Source organism: Denitrobacterium detoxificans (assembly GCF_015062615.1).
GTDB classification, from domain to species: Bacteria; Actinomycetota; Coriobacteriia; order Coriobacteriales; family Eggerthellaceae; genus Denitrobacterium; species Denitrobacterium detoxificans_A.
In genome coordinates this window covers 362,103-379,525 of record NZ_SUUH01000002.1, presented here as the reverse complement: position 1 = coordinate 379,525, position 17,423 = coordinate 362,103, and the positions used below count along the sequence as shown (strand labels likewise).

At 54.9% G+C, this 17,423-nt stretch carries 15 protein-coding genes; 3 read left to right on the top strand and 12 right to left on the bottom strand.

Going from position 1 to position 17,423, the window contains the following annotated elements:
* Window positions 1-26 precede the first annotated feature (26 nt).
* A complete protein-coding gene (gene xerA / locus E7002_RS04355; RefSeq protein WP_303727643.1) occupies window positions 27-980 on the top strand; it encodes a site-specific tyrosine recombinase/integron integrase in 954 nt (317 codons plus the stop codon).
* A complete protein-coding gene (locus tag E7002_RS04350) occupies window positions 977-1,471 on the top strand; it encodes a hypothetical protein (protein ID WP_303727642.1) in 495 nt (164 codons plus the stop codon). Before xerA ends, E7002_RS04350 begins: the two co-directional genes overlap by 4 nt.
* Here E7002_RS04350 and E7002_RS04345 read toward each other — a convergent pair.
* The 8 genes from E7002_RS04345 to pta form a co-directional block, all read right to left on the bottom strand.
* Complete coding sequence (locus E7002_RS04345; protein ID WP_303727641.1) at window positions 1,437-2,624, bottom strand: restriction endonuclease subunit S; 1,188 nt, start codon at window positions 2,622-2,624, stop codon at window positions 1,437-1,439. The genes E7002_RS04350 and E7002_RS04345 overlap by 35 nt on opposite strands.
* Window positions 2,614-3,618, bottom strand: a complete 1,005-nt coding sequence (locus E7002_RS04340; RefSeq protein ID WP_303727640.1) for a PIN domain-containing protein — start codon at window positions 3,616-3,618, stop codon at window positions 2,614-2,616. Before E7002_RS04340 ends, E7002_RS04345 begins: the two co-directional genes overlap by 11 nt.
* A 109-nt stretch (window positions 3,619-3,727) precedes the next feature.
* Window positions 3,728-5,239 carry a class I SAM-dependent DNA methyltransferase gene (locus tag E7002_RS04335; RefSeq protein WP_303727639.1) on the bottom strand — a complete coding sequence of 504 codons (1,512 nt, stop codon included), beginning with the start codon at window positions 5,237-5,239 and terminating at the stop codon, window positions 3,728-3,730.
* A 17-nt stretch (window positions 5,240-5,256) separates the two neighbouring features.
* The gene (locus E7002_RS04330; protein ID WP_303727638.1) at window positions 5,257-5,760 is read right to left on the bottom strand and encodes a hypothetical protein; all 504 of its coding nucleotides are present in this window, start codon (window positions 5,758-5,760) and stop codon (window positions 5,257-5,259) included.
* Between the two features lie 8 nt (window positions 5,761-5,768).
* Window positions 5,769-8,864 (bottom strand): type I restriction endonuclease subunit R, encoded by a 3,096-nt coding sequence (locus E7002_RS04325; RefSeq protein WP_303727637.1) that lies wholly within the window; start codon window positions 8,862-8,864, stop codon window positions 5,769-5,771.
* Window positions 8,865-8,930: 66 nt separating this feature from the next.
* On the bottom strand, window positions 8,931-10,346 hold the full coding sequence (locus E7002_RS04320) for a hypothetical protein (RefSeq protein ID WP_303727636.1): 1,416 nt from the start codon (window positions 10,344-10,346) through the stop codon (window positions 8,931-8,933).
* A gap of 91 nt (window positions 10,347-10,437) precedes the next feature.
* Entirely contained in the window at window positions 10,438-11,322 is an 885-nt protein-coding gene (locus E7002_RS04315; RefSeq protein WP_303727635.1) for a DegV family protein, read from the bottom strand.
* 94 nt (window positions 11,323-11,416) lie between these two features.
* The gene (gene pta / locus E7002_RS04310) at window positions 11,417-12,418 is read right to left on the bottom strand and encodes a phosphate acetyltransferase (protein ID WP_303727634.1); all 1,002 of its coding nucleotides are present in this window, start codon (window positions 12,416-12,418) and stop codon (window positions 11,417-11,419) included.
* 183 nt (window positions 12,419-12,601) lie between these two features.
* Here pta and E7002_RS04305 point away from each other — a divergent pair, with 183 nt between their 5' ends.
* Entirely contained in the window at window positions 12,602-13,624 is a 1,023-nt protein-coding gene (locus tag E7002_RS04305; protein ID WP_303727633.1) for a glycosyltransferase family 2 protein, read from the top strand.
* Window positions 13,625-13,976: 352 nt separating this feature from the next.
* On the opposite strand, the gene E7002_RS04300 is transcribed toward E7002_RS04305, so the two are convergent.
* The 4 genes from E7002_RS04300 to xseA form a co-directional block, all read right to left on the bottom strand.
* Window positions 13,977-15,197, bottom strand: coding sequence for an acetate/propionate family kinase (locus E7002_RS04300; protein WP_066662847.1), 1,221 nt, complete (start codon window positions 15,195-15,197; stop codon window positions 13,977-13,979).
* Window positions 15,198-15,342: 145 nt separating this feature from the next.
* Complete coding sequence (locus E7002_RS04295; protein WP_303727632.1) at window positions 15,343-15,744, bottom strand: histidine triad nucleotide-binding protein; 402 nt, start codon at window positions 15,742-15,744, stop codon at window positions 15,343-15,345.
* A gap of 51 nt (window positions 15,745-15,795) precedes the next feature.
* Entirely contained in the window at window positions 15,796-16,056 is a 261-nt protein-coding gene (xseB, locus tag E7002_RS04290) for an exodeoxyribonuclease VII small subunit (protein ID WP_066662853.1), read from the bottom strand.
* A 9-nt stretch (window positions 16,057-16,065) separates the two neighbouring features.
* Window positions 16,066-17,418 (bottom strand): exodeoxyribonuclease VII large subunit, encoded by a 1,353-nt coding sequence (gene xseA / locus E7002_RS04285; RefSeq protein WP_303727631.1) that lies wholly within the window; start codon window positions 17,416-17,418, stop codon window positions 16,066-16,068.
* Window positions 17,419-17,423: the final 5 nt, after the last annotated feature.

The window sequence follows — 17,423 nt, the reverse complement described above, 5'->3', positions numbered from 1 at the left end:
TCCATCCCCCGCTGAAAGGAACTGTGATGGAAACAACTATCAACCTCGTACTCATCCAAATGCAACCCATCCTCAACTGCGACCAGCTGAAACGTTTGGGAGAGGTTCTCCGTTTCGCCTTATCACCACGACAAGAAGCTAGCGCCGATCTGCTTCGGCTCTTCCTGACGGCAAAGGAGGTCGAGGGCTGCTCATCCCGCACCATTACCTACTACGAGAGCACCATCCGGCATATGGTCAAATCCATCGGCAAACCATACACCCAGATTGAGAGCGATGACCTGCGGGGCTACCTTGCCGACTATGAGTCCAAGCGCAATGCCAGCAAGGTCACGATCGACAACATCCGCCGTATCCTATCCAGCTTCTTCTCGTGGCTCGAAGACGAGGACTACATCGTGAAGAGCCCCGTTCGTCGCATCCACCGCGTGAAAACCGCAACCATCACTAAAGAAGTGCTGAGCGACGAGGACCTGGAAACCCTGCGCGACAATTGCACGAACGCTCGCGATCTCGCCATCGTCGACATGCTGGCGACTACGGGCATGCGCGTGGGAGAGCTCGTCGGCCTTGATATTGCCGATATCGATCTGCAGGAGCGCGAGTGCATCGTTACCGGCAAGGGAAACAAGCAACGCCCGGTCTATTTCGACGCTCGTGCCAAGCTCCACCTGCAGGCATACCTTGATAGCCGCGCCGATGATAGCCCTGCACTGTTCGTCTCGCTTGATGCCTCTGCAACACGTTTAAGCATAGGCGGAGTCGAGACGCGCCTGCGCAACCTCGGCAAAGAGTGTGGCGTCCTGCGGGTTCATCCTCATAAGTTCCGACGTACACTGGCGACTCATGCAATTGACAAGGGGATGCCCATCGAGCAAGTGCAAAAGCTGCTTGGTCATGCGAGAATAGACACCACCATGCACTACGCGATGGTGAACCAGAACAACGTGAAAGCTTCGCACAGGAAGTATTTGGAATGAGCAAAGCAGAGCTTGTCGATATATGCAGGTATCGGACAGACAGCATACCCGTCGACCCGCAAACCTATATTTCTACAGAATCGATGCTGCCCAACAGAGCAGGCGTCACAGCTGCATCTTCTATCCCTTCCACTGGTAAGGCTCGTGTTTTTCGCAAAGGTGATACGCTCGTCTCAAACATCAGGCCCTATTTTAAGAAGATCTGGCAGGCGACTGCCGATGGCTGCTGTTCGGCCGATGTGCTTGTTTTTGAACCGTCAAACTGCGACGCCGATTATCTTTACTGGCTGCTCTCGGATGATTCCTTCTTCGATTACATGGTCGCCACTTCCAGGGGCACGAAGATGCCACGTGGCGACAAGGCCGCTATCGTGCATTACGAGTTTGAGCGCATGGACGATAAAGACCAGGTCGCTATCGCCAATACCCTCAACCCAATTCGAGAACTAATCAATATCAATCAGCAGACAAATGATTATTTGGCAGCGTAGGTAGCTCGACTTCGGATACGTCAATCTTGCCTGACATAAGCTTCGGCAACAAGCAATCTCGCAGCTGCTCGAGCTCCTTATTTTCGTCAACATTGTTTCTGTACAAGGAAAATAGGCCTTCAAGCCCTTTGACATCTTCCGGATTTGGCATTTCGAGAATCAGAGAGTTTAGGTTCTTCTGACTAATCTTTTTCTGAACAGCACCGGTGACAATGTGAGGTATTGCGGTTCTGCTCAGCGCAACATAAAGCATCTCCATAGGGTATTCGTCACAGGGCTTGAGAATGTGTGCGTGATTGTTGACCCAGTACTTCCCCCAAACGTATTGGAGCACTGGATAACCGTCGTCGGTTATCACCGATCCATCCTCGCCAAGCAGAATACGGATGCCGTCGAACAGGTAGTCATCGACATAATCCATGACTGATGTGGCACCGTAATACGGATATGGTCCCTTGCGTTGCTCACGATCACGGCTATTAAGCGGAATGCGTTTTGAGTCTTCGAGTTCAACGATGTCGCCGAACCTCACTTCGCGACAATCGGTTTGCAATGCTGCTTCAAATTGAGCAGTGCCAAGGTCAAGCAAATAATCATTTGTGCGTCTAGCGACTATCTGCTTTCCGAATATCGCATCAAGCAATGCGACGGTTTTTCTTTGGTCGTTCAGGCTCGGAAGGTTTATCTCGATTCGTGACAGATCATCTGGATGGACACGAAACACTTTCATGCCCTTTACGTACTGCCTAAGAAGCAGCTTGAAGCGAGGAGTGTGCATGAGATAGTTGAGGTAGGCAGGCTCAAGGAGGTCACGGTGCTCAACGCGCACGATCGTGGTCTCTGTACCCGCTACAGCAGGAATGCCTTCAGGGTTGTTGAAAAGAAACGAGTGGCCTAAGTCGTCTACTGTTTCAGAAGTCAAGACGTAGACGATGTCCTGGTCTTGGAGCCACTGCCCGTCCTTTATTCGCTCGTCTGATGTGATGTATGGGATTGGCTTTTGCGGTTCATTGACATCGATGCGAAGCTCGAAGCCTTTATACAAATCGCCATAGTGTATGTATAGGTAGTCGCCATCTTCGTGCATGCGCGCACGTGGCACACTGGCGCCGCGGCTGAATGAGCAAAGCTCCCCAAGCATTCTAGAACACATATCTAATAGCCTCCAAGCTATCCTTGTCATAAGCGATATCAATTATGTGATTGTCGACTAAGCAGAGCATAGACGGTTCATTGGCGACTTGAGAAACGCGAAATACAATCTCGCAGTATGTGGAGTCGCCATCAGGATTAGTTGACCAAAGCGTCGAAAAATACCTTGGGCAGCCGTCGCTATCCATTTCGAGGCTAAACTGCTTCAAATTGTATGATGTGTCGCTTTGGTAGCTTAGGTTGCCGGCCTTGGCGATGGCTTCCATGTTGAAGAAGACCAGGGATCGTAAGATTTCATTGGCTTGGCTCGAGTCTTCTATTTCTTTGAGCGGAAGGCCTGCATCTGCGCCGCGTCTGCTGTTTAATTCGTTTAGGTACTTCTGGAACTCTTCTGGATCAGAGCAGAATATTATGGTTTCGCCGTTAAATTCGTTTTCAAATTCTTCCTTTATTGATTTAGCTGATAAGCGATCGTCTTTGGTTATCAAGACTATTTCATCCATCTTGTTGTCTCGCTTGTATTGCAAAAGAGTTTCCCAAATTAGTGCATCTTTAAACCCCTTGTCAGAGGCTTTGTTTTTCCCCTCGAAGGGAGCTTTTTTTGCCAGCGCTCTTTTTACGACCGACTTGAAGCAGGTCTCTGGTATGGAGGCGACGGTAAACTGCGTCATGCCGAATGATCCGCGTTTGCAATGGGTGTCGAAGTGGTCGTCCAGCCATTTCCTGTAATTCGTGACGCTCAAATTGTGTTCGAATTTCCAGTCAGGAAGAACGATTCTTTTTAAATCATCAGTCTTGTTTTTGTATTTTTCGCATTGGCTACGATGTATTTCTTCAACTACAACTTCAGGAATGACAAATTTCATATCATCATACGCATCAGCATATTCGGCCAAATCGGAGTAAGCTTCCATACGTTGGATGATCCAGGATTTTGAGTAGTCGAAACAGTTTTCCGAAAAAAGTACATTGCTATCAAAAAAGACTGCTATCACTTTGTGCGCCGTCCTAAAGAATTATTTCTGTCATGATTCGGTCCGGGGAAGGGGCCTATTCAAGAGCATAAAACATGGTGCTATTGATGCTCCTGGTTGGTTTGGGTGATTAAAGCCTATAGCCGATAGCCTCCAAGTTCTTTCGAATCTGCTGCTTCAGGCGATCGGATTCCTCGAAACACTTTGCAAGCTCGCCGGTAAGGCGGGCCATCTTCTCCTCAAAGGGCTCGCCGTCATCTTCGTCGTCTTTGATGCCTACGTAACGTCCAGGGGTCAGGATGTAGTCCTGCTTGGCAATCTCCTTAATGTCAACGGCCGCGCAGAAACCCTTTTCGTCTTCAAGCTCGCTCTTACGGAAGGCATCGAACGCTTCGGCGACTTTGGCAATGTCCCCATCGGTGAACTCGCGCAGGCGGCGGCTCACCATGGTGCCCATCTCGCGTGCGTCCACGAAGAGGGTCTTGCGCTGGCGGTTCGGCTCCTTGCTGATGATCCACAGGCTCACCGGGATGCCTGTGCTGTAGAAGAGCCTGTCAGGCATCGCAACGACGCCCTCGACCAGTCCAGCCTCGACGATTGCCTGACGGATGGCGCCCTCGTTATTCTGTTGGGATGAGAGCGATCCGTTGGCCAGGACCAAGCCCATTTTCCCGTTTGCAGCCAAATGGTGAATCATGTGCTGCATCCAGGCGAAGTTGGCATTTCCCTCAGGCGGGATCCCGTATTCCCAGCGGGGGTCTTCTTTTAGCTTGTCCCCTCCCCAGTCTTTGAGATTGAAGGGTGGGTTGGCCAGCACGAAATCAAATCGTTCATTCTTGTGAGCATCGTTAAAGAACGTATCTGCGTTGAACTCACCGAGGTCGGCATCGATGCCTCGAATGGCAAGATTCATCATCGCCATTTTCCATGTGGTGGGATTGCTCTCCTGTCCGTAAACCGAGAGATCGTCGATCTTTCCTTGGTGGTTGCGCACGAATTCCGCTGACTGCACAAACATGCCGCCGCTGCCGCAACAGGGGTCGTATACGCGCCCGTGATATGGCTGGATAATCTCGACCAGCGTACGGACTACGCAAGCGGGCGTATAGAATTCGCCGGCATTCTTACCTTCGGCTTCGGCGAACTTGCTTAGACAATACTCGTACGTGCGGCCTAGGATGTCTCGGGTATCGCCCTTTTCGGCCATTTGCACGTTGGTAAAGAGATCCACTACTTCGCCGAGTCTCCTTTTATCGAGTTCCTGGCGAGCAAAGTTCTTTGGCAGGATACCTTTCAGCTTATCGTTCTCGCTCTCGATGAGCCGCATTGCATTGTCGATTGCTTTGCCAATCTCGGGGGTATGCGCCGCTTCGGCAATCACGGCCCAACGAGCTTCTTTTGGCACCCAGAAAATGTTCTTGTAGGAATACTCGTCGCGGTCTTCCTCGAATCTTTCGCCTTCGTCGATGAGCTCTTGATAGCGTACGTCGAACTTATCGGAGATGTATTTTAGGAAGATGAGGCCGAGTACGACGTTTTTGTATTCAGAGGCATCGATATTGCCGCGTAGTTTATCTGCGGCGCTCCAAATTTGCTGCTCAAAGCCTACTTCTGCCGTATTATCAGTTTTTTTCGGGGCCATAAATGCTCTGCTTTCCATTAGTGTCGTTTTTGCGGCTGATTTCGAGCGCTATTTCTCTGTTTAGGCCCAAGCTTTGTTCGTATTGCGTCAGCGCAGGCATCCGTTAGGGGGTCGCCTATCGCTCTTTTGTAGTCAAATCCGAGGAGCTGCATTGCTTTTAACGTGTCCACAGAAACGAGAGACTTGAATTGCTCGAGGCCAGTAGCGTTGTTGTCTGATAGGTGGGGTTTTAGGATGTCCAGTACGTCTCCTATGGTATTTTGCAGGTGCTCGATATCCTTATCGGTAATCTCGTAGCGTTGTAATTCTGATTCGTATGCGCGAGCAATCGCAATGGCTCGAGCGCGCTCCGCCACCAGTTCGTTGATAATTTCTTCGTACGAGTTACAAATCTCCTCTGTTTCCTTCTTGGTCCGGATTGTCTTGAATTTGTTCACCACCATGCCGGCCGTTTCCTTAGCGGCTAGTACCGCTAGCTCGGCCCCTACAGTTCCAATCATACCAACCGTTTGCTCGTTCATGCGTTTCCTTACTCGTATATCTTCGTGTCGGCCCAGAGCTCGCATTGCGCCATGACGGTAGCCATGGCTTCTTCGGCGCCCTCGGGTGGGTATTTGTATTTGCGAAGCAATCGCTTGATCGTCCTGCGCATACCGGCCCGCGCGCTCTCCTTGCGCTGCCAGTCGATAGTCGCGCTCGACCGCATTGCCTCGGTCAACTCGCGCGTAATAGCAACAAGCTGGTCGTTGTCGTAGAAGTCTTTCACCGCCTGCGGCTTTGTGATAGCGTCGTAGAACGCCATCTCCTCATCCGTCAATCCCAGCTTATCAGCGTCGGAGCGATCCTTCATCATCTCCTTGGCCATGTTCACGAGCTCTTCGATAACCTGCGCGTTCGTCAGCATGCCGTTCAGGTAAGCGTTAAGCGTACTCTGCAACATATCGCTGAACTTCTCTGCCTTCACCACACTAGTCTTCTGATACGTCCGAACACGCTCTTTGATAAGCCGTTTCAGGCTCTCTACGGCTATATTCTTTTGCTTCATGTTGGCGAGTTCCTGTAGAAACGCCTCATCGAACAAAGATATTTCTACAGCATCCTTGCCGAAGAGGTCAATCACGCCGTCGGCCTGCACGGTCTGCTCCAAGATAGCGGTCACGCGCTTGTTGAACTCAGCGTAGGTCATACCGTTTCTACCGGATGGCTGCCGCCCGGTGAGGCGCAACACTTGCACGCGCAGAACGGAAAGGTATGCCGCCTCATGCTGGTCCTCCTCCGACACCAGGCTCTTACAAAGCGAAAGCGCCTGGTTCATCAGCTGGCACTGCTTGACGAAATCCTCGCGGTCTTCCTCGTGCGCTGGCTCCAACAGCCAGTCCGTTCCCTCAGCGATAGCCATCGCAAGCTGCTGCTTGCTATCGGTGAATATCGTCTTGGCATAGTCGAAGCCATACATAAGATCGCGGCAAACATCTAACTTCTCTAGGAATTTCGGATAGGCAGTCGCCGCCACGTCCATGTCACCGTAATTATGCTGGTCGCGGTTGGTGTAATCCTTCATCGCCCGCTTAAGTGCTCGAGCGATGCCAATGTAATCGACAACCAGACCGCCCTCCTTGCCCTTGCACACGCGATTAACACGGGCTATAGCCTGCATCAGGTTGTGGCCTTTCATAGGCTTGAACACATACATAGTGGCCAGACTCGGCACGTCAAAGCCCGTAAGCCACATATCTACTACGATAGCGATCTTTAGCGGATCGTCATCCTTCTTGAACTTGCGCTCCATCTCCTTCTTGTGCGACTTTCCACCACAGACGTCGAACCATTCCTCCGGGTCCTGATTACCCATCGTCATAACAACGCCGAGTTTGTCCCTCCACTGGGGACGCAGTTCCATCATGCGATAGTAGATTTTCATGGCAACAGGTCGGCTGTAAGCCACGATAAGAGCTTTGCCCGCCAGAACGTCAGCACGATTGTTCTCGTAATGCTCAATAATGTCCCTGCAGAGCGCATCAATCGTCTCGGGCGCGCCAAATATCGCATCGAGCCCTCCCGTATCGCGCTTAGCCTTTTCGATGCTCGCCTCGTTGGCCTGTTCGGCGAACTCAGAATAGGCAGCGTCCAGCTGGGCAAGCTTGTCCGAGTTCAGCTTCAACGCAACAACTCGACTTTCGTAGAAAACGGGGCGAGTTGCGTTATCCTCCACCGACTGGGTCATGTCATACACGTCGATGTACTCGCCAAATATCTCACGCGTGTTCTTGTCCTCAGTCGAGATTGGCGTGCCCGTGAAGCCAATGTAGCTCGCATTCGGAAGGGCCTTGCGCACAACTCTGGCCGCACCAATTCGGATGTTGCCCTCAGCATCCATCGACTCAGTAAGGCCGTACTGACCACGATGCGCCTCGTCAACCATCACAACCACGTTGCTCCGGTCGCAAAGAGGCTCGTCACCATCCATGAACTTCTGCATTGTCGTGAAGATGATGCCATTCGCCTCACGCCCGATGAGCAGCTGTTTGAGATGCTCTCGGCTCTCAGCTTGCACGGCCGTCTGCCGCAGGAAAGGCGCACACCGCGTGAACTGGCCATATAACTGGTCATCCAAATCGTTGCGGTCGGTAATTACCACGATGGTCGGGCTACTCAAACGCTCCTGCAGCAAGTGCGCGAAGAAAACCATCGAAAGCGACTTTCCCGATCCCTGCGTGTGCCAAAACACGCCGATCTTGCCGTCGCCTTCAACCGCCTCCACGGCACGTTCGGCCGCTTTCTTCACGCCAAAATACTGATGATACCCCGCAAGAATCTTGATAACCCTGCTCGCATCATCATTGAAGCAGACGAAGTTCTTGACAATGTCGAGCAATCGCGCCTTCGGCATCATACCGTCAAGCATCGTCCTCCAAGTGGCCGACTTCGTTTCCGAATAATCGCCATCTACGCTCTTCCATGAGACATAGCGGTCCTCGTCGGCTGTAATCGTGCCCACACGCGTCTCGCTCATGTCACTCATCACGCAGAATACGTTCGGTACGAACAGGCTCGGTATCTGCTTCATGTACTGCCGCAGCTGTAGGTAAGCATCCGAAGCGTCGGTCTCCTCACGCGAAGGCGACTTCAATTCGAAAATGACGAGCGGCATCCCGTTTACGAAAACGATCACGTCGGGACGCTTCTCCGAGTACTCCACGAACGTCCACTGGTTCACCACGTGGAAGTCATTATTGTCAGGATCGTCAAAATCAAGGAGGTAGACGATGTCGTCGCGCTCTTCCTTGCCATCGAAGAAATGAACCTCGACGCCAGACTGCAAGTAATCGTTGAAACGCTCATTACGCTGCTCGAGCGATCCGGCATCGATGCCATCGAGCTTCAATACGGCTTCCTGTATAGCCCGCTCAGGCAAAGCCGGATTGATTCGCCGTAACGCCGATGGCAACACACCCGGTAGAAACACATCGTCATACTTATCGCTCGTGCGGGCCACGTCAGGCCCGTAAAGGTAGTCGTAACCCAGATCGTCGCGCAGATGCTCTATGACCACCTGCTCGTAGAAGTCCTCGTTAATGGGCATAGAAAACGAGCTATACGACATAGACGATGTGCTGCCTGACATGCAAACCACCTTAATCCAAGCTCAACAACAAACTATTACAAACAACAAGGGCAGAGTGCGTAAAAACTACGCTTCAGACAACAGCGGTTTCATGCCCTCTTGAAAGCGCAGTGATTCATTTAACGCAATCGAATTAGAATCAAAGACCAAACCAACTATTCGTTCAATCACAGAGTCATCAAAGCCTATACGCTTGAGAGTCTGAGCGTACGTAAGCACTTCCAGAAAACGAATCCGGTCAATATCAGAATCACTCAAAGCACCTGAATAAGTGCCGTGAAAAACTCCGCCCCTCAATTTAGTCAATGCGTCCGCTATTTGAAATATTTCGTCATCCGATAACGTTCTCGCTTCACCACAATTGCCCAAATGAAATAAGGCGCTCAGCGATGAATCGACAGCCGATTTTAATAACCCATAGGCTCTCATGATCGACTGACGCTGGCCACGATTTCTTCCGATTCCGGACACCCTATTATTGACCTCTTTCAAAAAACAGGCCACAACGTCAGAACCGTCAGAGGGAAAAGCTTTAGCATATTTAAGAAATTTTCGCCTTACAGATTTGTACGGATCGACCTCGTATTTCAAATACAATTCCCTGTCGGCATTACACTCAGCCTCAAATGCCGTATAGATTGAAGTAAAATCAATCAATGAATAATCTTCTTTAAAACAACGAAGCTCATTTTCCGGATAGTGTCTACAATCATATTCGGTATTATCTGCAGCAAATTGCAAAACCTTCTCTATATGCGGAAGATATAAGCGAAATCCGGCAATATGACCCACCTTCGCAAGAGGAACTCGAGAGGACGAGCATTCACGCAAGCGTCCAATAAAGCTCTTTTTATCGGACGTCCCAGAAAAAAGATCGACTCGAAGTCGCCCATACGAATGTCTATATCTGACAATCTGCAAAAACCGAACTAGTATTTTATATACCCTGAAGACATAATCAACACTGTTAGAGGGCTCGAAAGAAACCTCAATCTTCGGATGAAGCATCAAGTCGCTTGACGTGCCGCGACTGAGAATTCCCCCGTATTTTAATGCGACCCCGACAGATGAGCCTTCAAATATAATCTTCCAGGCACGAACGAGTTCAGACCCATAGACTAAGTCGACTTGATTACCCTCTTCGAAATTAGACTTGAAATAGTAATAATCAGCGGGACTGAAAAAATCATCAACCGCCTCACCAGTAAGCTCAAAACCGGAAACGGGCTTGTCAATGTACCTTTCGAAAATATAGCGAGGATACAAGTCAACGGCGCCACAACAAGGCTTAGCGTAATCAATGCTAGCATCGGACTTTTTCCCAGATAGCGTGCGGTAGCTAATGTCAAATCCAGCATCGATGCAATGACGATAGATTATTGGGTAATCATTTTCGTCTTTTGCGTACAAACGCAAACTATCAGAACGCTCAACCAGTAGACAATCCGCACCAAATAAATGCGTGTGACTTATCTCTTCCATACCAGTAAATCCGATCAACAACACCAGTCAAAAAGGCGGATGCCGCCATAGCTTCTCCAGAGGCCAATAACTGCCGGAGCAAGAACCTCCTCTACCCCCTGCTCCCCGCAAGGAAGAACAACGCAAGCGTACCCGGGCCAGAGTGCGACCCGATAACCGGATCCACGTAGTTAATCGTGAAATCCCGAATATCAAACGACGGCTCGGCCTCGATCATGGCCTTCAGCTCCAGGGCATCCTCCAGGCAGTCGCCATGCGAGATGGCAATATGCTGCGGGCCGTAGCTGGAATCGTACGACTCGACCATATGATTGAACAGCGCCTTGATGCTGCGCTTGCGGCTGCGCACCTTCTCGCGGGGAATCAGATGCCCGGGGTTGTCCATATGCAGTACGGGCTTGATGGACAGAATGTTCGCCGCCGTGGCACTCGTGCGCGACACGCGCCCACCACGATACAGGTACATCAGATCGTCCACGGTAAACCAATGCGCCAGATGGAACCTATGCTCTTCCAGCCACGCATGCGTGTCCTCGATGCTTTTCCCCGCCTCGCGCATATCGGCCGCGTACAGTACCAGCAGGCCCTGGCCCAGCGACGCACCGCGCGTATCGCACGTGTAGATCTTGCGCTCGGGGTACTCGCTGCGCATGTTGTCCAGCAAGTTCACCGTAGCCTCGTACGTACCCGAAAGCCCGCTGGAAAAACCCACGTACAGAATGTCCTGCCCGCGGTCCAGAATGCTACGGATGATATCGGACGACGCCTGCTGGTTCGGCAGGCTCGTCGTGAACACCTTGCCCTCGCGCATCATGCGGTAAAACATGCCCAGGTCGGTGGTTTCGCCCTTCAGGTAACTCGTGTACTCGTTACCCTCGTTCATGAAGCGCAGCGACAGGATTTCCAGCTCATGCGCGTCGATGAGCTCCTCAGTCAAGTTACAACTGGAATCGGTGAGAATCGTATAGCTTGGCATGCCCACTCCTATATACCCAATAACCTGGGATTAGCCTACCACAAAAACGCGGCGGCAGGTCTTCCCCACCGCCGCGCCTATGCACGCGTTTTCGCTACTGCGCCTTCTGCGCTTGGCACTGGACGCACGTGATGGCCACCACGCCCACGATGTCGGCAGCCGACGCGCCGCGCGAAAGGTCGTTCACGGGCTTGGCCAGGCCCTGCGTAATCGGGCCGTACGCTTCGGCCTTCGCCAGGCGCTGCACCAGCTTGTAGGCGATATTGCCCGCGTCCAGGTCGGGGAACACCAGGATGTTCGCCTTGCCAGCCACCGGCGAGCCCGGCGCCTTGCTGGCACCCACGCTGGGCACGATGGCGGCATCGGCCTGCATCTCGCCGTCGATGAGCATCTCGGGCGCCGTTTCCTTCGCTAGGCGCGTGGCCTCGATCACCTTGTCACGATCGGCACTGGCCACCGTGCTCTTGAACGTGGAGTGCGACAGCAGCGCGATGCGCGGTTCCGTGCCAAAGATGGTCTGCCAGCTGCGACCCGTGTTCACGGCAATCTGCGAGAGCTTTTCGGCGTCGGGCTGAATTTCCAGGCCACAGTCGGCGAACATGAACACGCCGTCGTCGCCGTACTCGCAATCGGGCACCGCCATCACGAAGAACGAGCTCACGGCCTTCACGCCCGGGGCCGTCTTCAGGATCTGCAGCGCCGCGCGCAGCACGTCGCTCGTGGCATGGCACGCGCCGCACGTCATGCCGTCGGCGTCGCCCAGCTTCACCATCATGGTGCCGAAGTAGATGACGTCATCCATCTTCGCCAGGGCGTCTTCCATCGTCACGCCCTTGTGCTTGCGCAGCTCGTAGAACGCTTCCGCGTAGCGCTGGCGGTCTTCGCTCTTCGCAGGGTCCACGATGCGCGCGCCTTCCAGGTTATACGCGCTACCCGCAATGGCTTCCGCATTGCCCAGGATGACCAAATCGGCAATGCCGCCCGCCAGAATCTCCTGCGCCGCGGCAAGCGTGCGCTCGTCGTCGCCTTCCGGCAGTACGATCGTCTGCTTGCTCGCCTTCGCACGTTCAAGCATGGCATCGATGAATGCGCTCATAAAATCGCCTTTCTTTCAGCTATTATGCCTGTCTAGAGAGTACTTTATTCAGTTTGTATGATGATACCCGATATCAATGTCACCAATTTGTAGAATGAGCGTGCGGCAGGAATTAGCGGCCGCGTGCACCCATTTGGTGCACTTGTGCGTTACCCCCAGGGTTGGGAAGGAAATCTACCAAAGGTGAAGACAATCTCGTTCGCCATCCCGTGCTATAACTCGGCCGCCTACATGGACAAATGCATCGAATCGCTGCTCACCTGCGGCGACGATATCGAAATTCTCATCGTGAACGACGGCTCCACGAAGGACAACACCTCCGAAAAGGCCCACGAATGGGAAGAGCGCTACCCCGGCATCATCCGCGCCATCGACCAGGAAAACCGCGGCCACGGCGGTGCCGTGAACCACGGCCTGGAATGCGCCACCGGCCTGTACTTCAAGGTGGTCGACTCCGATGACTGGCTCGATTCCTCCGCCATGGTGCACGTCATGGCCTACCTGCGCCGCCAGGTAGAACGCAAGAACCCCACCGACCTGGTCATCGGTAACTACGTGTACGAAAAGGTGCACGAAGGCACGCGCACCGTCATCGGCTACCGCAACGTGTTCCCCCAGAACCAGGAATTCACCTGGGACGACATCAACCGCTTTCACAGCAGCCAGTACCTGCTCATGCATTCGGTCATCTACCGCACCGACATCCTGCGTGGCATGAACCTGCAGCTGCCCGAGCATTGCTTCTACGTGGACAACATCTTCGTGTACGCGCCGCTGCCCCACGTGCGCACGCTGTACTATATCAACGAGGACATGTACCGCTACTTCATCGGCCGCGAAGACCAGAGCGTAAATGAGTCCGTCATGCTTTCCCGCATCGACCAGCAGCTTCGCATCACGCGCACCATGATCGACGCGGTGGACGTCATCAACGACGTGCCGCAGCCCAAGCTGGCCAAATACATGGAAAACTACCTGTCAATGATGATGTGCATCTGCAGCGTGTTCCTGCGCATGGAAAAGACGCCCGAGAACGAGCAGAAGCGATCCGATATCTGGAAGTACCTGGAAGACGCCAACCCCGAACTATATCGCCACGTGCGCTACAACGTGCTGAACATGGGCACCAACCTGCCCTTCGAGTTCGGCCGCCGCATTGGCCTGGGTGGCTATCGCCTGGCGCAGAAGATCTTCAAGTTCAACTAGCGCGCATTCGCATCTCTAACGCAACTGGCCTGGGATTTCTCCCAGGCCAGTTTTCTTATGCCCGCAATGTCGTAGCTATCCCTGTCCTTTTCCGGAAAAGGACAGGTTTGGGGGTGCTGATACGGACTCGGGATTCGCATTTTCCCAGGTCGCGAACTGAAGCAAGGTCCAAAAGTTACATTTTTCCGGAAAAGGACAAGCTTTGGCCCGCGATAAAGCTCCGGACAGCACGTTTCCCCAGGTCGCGAGTTGACACAGGGGTCGAAGCAACATTTTTCCGGAAAAGGACAGTCCAGCGGCACTTGCGCGCCCCATCAGACCACACGCGCACCCCTTAGGCCGTACGCCCGCCCTACCCCTTGTAAGGCACGATCTGGCTGGACTTGTGCACCAGCGCGTACGTGTCGCGCGCAATCATGAGCTCCTCGTTGGTGGGCACCACGATGATGCGCACCTTCGACTTGTCGTGGCTGATCAGGCGCTCAAAACCGCGCTGCTCGTTCTTCGAGGAATCCACCACGATGCCCATAGGCTGCATGCCCGCAAAGATAAGGCGGCGGATGATCGAGCTGTTCTCGCCAATGCCGCCGGTGAGCACGATTACGTCGACGCCCGCCATTACGGCCATGTACTGGCCGATGTACTTCTTTACCGAGTTCGCGTACATGTCGTACGCCAGCAGCGCGCGCTCGTTGCCTTCCTGGGCGGCTTCCTGCACCGTACGCATATCGTTGCTGATGCCGGAAATGCCCAGCAGGCCCGACTGCTTGTTCAGCAGGTCCGATACGTCCTGCGTGGAAAGGCCCTCGTGGTCCATGAGGAACGGCACGATGGCCGGGTCGATGGCGCCCGAACGCGTGCCCATCATCAGGCCGTCGAGCGGCGTGAGGCCCATGGAGGTATCCACCGCCACGCCATGGTCGATGGCGGAAACCGAGCACCCGTTACCCAGGTGGCACGTAATCATCTTCAGTTCCGAAAGCGGCTCGCCCAGAAGCTCGGCCGCGCGCGAGGCAATGTAGCGATGGCTGGTGCCATGCGCGCCGTACTTGCGGATGCCGTACTTCTGGTACAGCTCGTACGGAATGGGATACATGTAGGCCTTCGGCGGCAGCGTCTGGAAGAACGCGGTGTCGAACACGGCAACCTGCAGGCGGTCGGGCAGCACTTCCTCGCAGGCCTTGATGCCCTGCAGCGCCGAAAGGTTGTGCAGCGGAGCCAACTCGGCCAGTTCCAGGATCTTGTCCTTCACGTCGGGCGTGATGACCACCGACTGGTTGAAGTACGCGCCGCCCTGCACGATGCGATGCCCCACCGCGTCGATCTCGCTGACGGAGTGGATGGGGGCACGCGGGCCTTCTACCAGCGAGCGCAAAACCACTTCGATAGCGGCCTTGTGATCGGGCAGGAAGGTGTCGATGACGACTTCGTCTTCGTCGATGCCGTGCTTGTGGAAGGAATCCTTCGAGCCAACACGTTCGCAGAGGCCCTTGGCTATGACCTTTTCGGTAACGATGTCGATGAGCTGATACTTCAGCGACGATGATCCGGCGTTGATTACCAGAATGTTCAAAGTCGGCCTCCTTCCATCTCTGGGGATTCTACCAACACACGCGTGCATACGCCGTCTACCTGCGGCGTTTATCGGCAAGCGGCGGTGCCCCGTTGCAGAGCGCCGCCGCTTAAGTGAAGGCTTATTCAAATGCGGGTTTTAAGTCCTATTCTGCGGAGGAACCGTGAATTTCCGCGGCATTCGTAGCCGCCGTGCCCCAGTCCTGGTCGTTCGGGCGCGGCATAAGGCCGCCACCGAGCACGTGCACATGCAGGTGACGCACGCTCTGGCTGGCGTTTTCGCCCGTGTTCACCAGCAGACGGAAGCCGTCCTCGTGGATGCCCTTGATGTCAGCAACCTTCTGCACCGTGGCAAACAGGTGCCCCAGCACGTCCTCGGGCACGTTGTCGGCCACGTCGGAGTAATGGTCCTTCGGGATGATGAGCGTATGCACGGGCATGAGCGGCTCCATGTCATCGAAGGCGATGACCTTGTCGTCTTCGTACACCACGCTCGTGGGGATTTCGCCCTTGGCTATCTTGCAGAAGATGCAGTTCTCATCATGCATGAGGGTTCCTTTCGTGAAATACCAGCTAGATGGTTGGATTACATTGTAGCCCTACGCCTTGTGCAGCGTGGTGTCGATTTCGTCATCGGTGGCGTCCTGTTCCAGTTCGCCCATGAGGGCGTCGACCTTCTGCTGGGCGCCGTCGAGCCTGCCACGCAGCTCGCGCAGCAGCGCCACGCCGCGCTCGTAGGCAGCCAGGCTGTCTTCCAGTTCCAGCGTGTTGCTTTCCAGCTGTGCCACGATCTGGTCGAGCTGGGCCATGGCCTGGCGGAACGACAGTTCGCTGATGGGGGTTTCCTGAGCTTCGGGCATGAGTGCTCCTTACGATTGGCTTGGGTTGGGAGTGGACGATTCTACGGCGCAGTCGAGCGTGCCATCGCTCACGCGCACGGAAATGCGGCTGCCAGCGGGGGCCTGCTCGACGGTTTTCACGATGGCGCCCGCTTCGGTGCGGGCGAGCGAGTAGCCGCGACCCAGAATGGCCAGCGGCGAGAGGTCATTCAAGCGGGCGGCGCGCATGCCGATCTGCTGCTCGGCGGCAGGCAGAATGGCCTTCCCCGCCGTGCCCAGGCGCTGCGCCTTGCCAGCCAGCTGCTGCCCCGTAGCCTGAAGCGCCGTGCGGCCATACGTGGCCAGGCGCGTTTCGTACTGCGCCAGCGCGGCGGCGTCGCGTACCAACCCGCCGGGGATGGCGCGCTGTAAGCGACCTGCGGCGATATCGATGGCCTGCGCGGGCGCGGCCAGCAGGAAGTGCGGGTCGCGGAAGAAGGGCTTGTCCTCGAAGCGGCCGATGACCATGCTGCTGCGCTCTAGGCGGCCCGCCAGACGGTCGTGCATGGAGCGGCCACGCGCCAAGATGCCCTCGCGCAGCTCGCGGATGTCGGGCGCAGCGCTTTCGGCAGCGGCCGTGGGCGTGGATGCGCGCAGGTCTGCCACCATGTCGGCGATGGAGGTGTCGGGCTCGTGCCCAATGCCGGTGATCACGGGTACGGGACACGCCACGATGGCGCGCGCCAGGCCCTCGTCGTTGAAGGGCATAAGGTCCTCGAACGAGCCGCCGCCACGCACCAAAAGCACTTCCTCGGCACCGGCGGCTACCACGCATTGCAAGCCCTCCACCAGGCCCGCAGGCGCTTGCGCACCTTCCACGGGCACGCCAGCCAGCACCACACGCGCCAGCGGGTAGCGGCGGCGCAGCGTGCGCAAAACGTCGTGCACGGCAGCGCCACGCGGCGATGTAACCAAACCAATGACCTGCGGGTACGTGGGAAGTGGGCGCTTGCGCGCGGCATCGGTGAGGCCTTCGGCCTGCAGCTTGCGCGCCAGGTTCGCTACCTTCGCGCGCAAATCGCCTTCGCCGGCAAGCGCCAGGCCGAAAACGTCGAAATTCATGCGACCCTTCGCCGCATACAGGGTAAAGCGTCCGGTAAGCTGCACGAGCATGCCCACGCGCAACTGCACGCCCGTGGCGCGGAAGCGGTTCTGCCACATCATGCAGGGCATGGAAGACGCCTCGTCCTTCACGGTGAAGTACACGGCCTTGTAGCCGGGCTTGTTCGAGACTTCCGACACCTCGCCCACCAGCGTGACGGTGCAGGATTCAAGCGCGCCCTTCGCAAGCTGCATGGCCTGCGAAACGCTGAGCGGCTTGCGTACGCCTTCCCCCTCTGCCATGAACG

Bases quoted from the DNA above. Each gene is read 5' to 3' on its own strand.
- xerA (WP_303727643.1), top strand. From the start codon at position 27: ATGGAAACAACTATCAACCTCGTACTCATCCAAATGCAACCCATCCTC.
- E7002_RS04350 (WP_303727642.1), top strand. From the start codon at position 977: ATGAGCAAAGCAGAGCTTGTCGATATATGCAGGTATCGGACAGACAGC.
- E7002_RS04345 (WP_303727641.1), bottom strand. From the start codon at position 2,624: ATGTGTTCTAGAATGCTTGGGGAGCTTTGCTCATTCAGCCGCGGCGCC.
- E7002_RS04335 (WP_303727639.1), bottom strand. From the start codon at position 5,239: ATGGCCCCGAAAAAAACTGATAATACGGCAGAAGTAGGCTTTGAGCAG.
- E7002_RS04330 (WP_303727638.1), bottom strand. From the start codon at position 5,760: ATGAACGAGCAAACGGTTGGTATGATTGGAACTGTAGGGGCCGAGCTA.
- E7002_RS04325 (WP_303727637.1), bottom strand. From the start codon at position 8,864: ATGTCAGGCAGCACATCGTCTATGTCGTATAGCTCGTTTTCTATGCCC.
- E7002_RS04320 (WP_303727636.1), bottom strand. From the start codon at position 10,346: ATGGAAGAGATAAGTCACACGCATTTATTTGGTGCGGATTGTCTACTG.
- E7002_RS04315 (WP_303727635.1), bottom strand. From the start codon at position 11,322: ATGCCAAGCTATACGATTCTCACCGATTCCAGTTGTAACTTGACTGAG.
- pta (WP_303727634.1), bottom strand. From the start codon at position 12,418: ATGAGCGCATTCATCGATGCCATGCTTGAACGTGCGAAGGCGAGCAAG.
- E7002_RS04295 (WP_303727632.1), bottom strand. From the start codon at position 15,744: ATGCATGATGAGAACTGCATCTTCTGCAAGATAGCCAAGGGCGAAATC.
- xseB (WP_066662853.1), bottom strand. From the start codon at position 16,056: ATGCCCGAAGCTCAGGAAACCCCCATCAGCGAACTGTCGTTCCGCCAG.
- xseA (WP_303727631.1), bottom strand. From the start codon at position 17,418: ATGGCAGAGGGGGAAGGCGTACGCAAGCCGCTCAGCGTTTCGCAGGCC.